Below are 647 nucleotides of genomic sequence, written 5' to 3'. Positions count from 1 at the left end.
ACCGGGATTACCCGGAAACATTCACGGAGAGTTTGATCCTGGCTCAGGACGAACGCTGGCGGCGTGCTTAACACATGCAAGTCGAACGATGAAGCCCTTCGGGGTGGATTAGTGGCGAACGGGTGAGTAACACGTGGGCAATCTGCCCTGCACTCTGGGACAAGCCCTGGAAACGGGGTCTAATACCGGATATGACACGGGATCGCATGATCTTCGTGTGGAAAGCTCCGGCGGTGCAGGATGAGCCCGCGGCCTATCAGCTTGTTGGTGAGGTAGTGGCTCACCAAGGCGACGACGGGTAGCCGGCCTGAGAGGGCGACCGGCCACACTGGGACTGAGACACGGCCCAGACTCCTACGGGAGGCAGCAGTGGGGAATATTGCACAATGGGCGAAAGCCTGATGCAGCGACGCCGCGTGAGGGATGACGGCCTTCGGGTTGTAAACCTCTTTCAGCAGGGAAGAAGCGAAAGTGACGGTACCTGCAGAAGAAGCGCCGGCTAACTACGTGCCAGCAGCCGCGGTAATACGTAGGGCGCAAGCGTTGTCCGGAATTATTGGGCGTAAAGAGCTCGTAGGCGGCTTGTCACGTCGGTTGTGAAAGCCCGGGGCTTAACCCCGGGTCTGCAGTCGATACGGGCAGGCTAG

At 59.5% G+C, this 647-nt stretch carries 1 rRNA gene; it reads left to right on the top strand.

Annotation, left to right across the window (positions count from 1 at the left end):
* Positions 1–20: 20 nt before the first annotated feature.
* Positions 21–647: ribosomal RNA gene (locus tag IEY91_RS41455) — 16S ribosomal RNA — on the top strand; the annotation flags it as partial.

This window comes from Streptomyces lasiicapitis, from assembly GCF_014646335.1.
Classification (GTDB): Bacteria; Actinomycetota; Actinomycetes; order Streptomycetales; family Streptomycetaceae; genus Streptomyces; species Streptomyces lasiicapitis.
The sequence above is the reverse complement of the archived record's forward strand: the minus strand, read 5'-3'. Positions and strand labels throughout refer to the sequence as shown.